This is a genomic window from Salmonella sp. SAL4457, assembly GCF_046548235.1.
GTDB lineage: Bacteria > Pseudomonadota > Gammaproteobacteria > Enterobacterales > Enterobacteriaceae > Salmonella > Salmonella enterica.
This window is the reverse complement of sequence record NZ_JBGDZO010000818.1, coordinates 1-258: the sequence shown is the minus strand read 5'-3', so window position 1 is coordinate 258 and position 258 is coordinate 1. Positions and strand designations below refer to the sequence as shown.

The window sequence follows — 258 nt, the reverse complement described above, 5'->3', positions numbered from 1 at the left end:
GTTCAGCACCGCGGCGAAGGAGCGCTTCCTCGCCGAAGCGAAAGTCTCCTGCAATCTGTCGCACCCGAACATCGTGCGCGTGTACGACGTCGGTCAAAGCGGCAACTATTACTACTTCTCGATGGAGCGGCTGAAGGGTCACAACCTGCGTAATCGCATCGAGGCGTACGAGCGCGACAACCGTCAGTTCGGGATCGAAGAAGTCACCGACATCGCGCGCCAGCTCATCGACGCATTGCGTTACGCGCATCGCTACAT

1 protein-coding gene is annotated in these 258 nt (G+C 58.9%); it reads left to right on the top strand.

Annotated features, from left to right (window positions below):
• Nucleotides 1-258 (top strand): protein kinase domain-containing protein (locus ACLJNW_RS26450; RefSeq protein WP_410961545.1); only part of this gene is annotated, 258 nt, incomplete at both ends.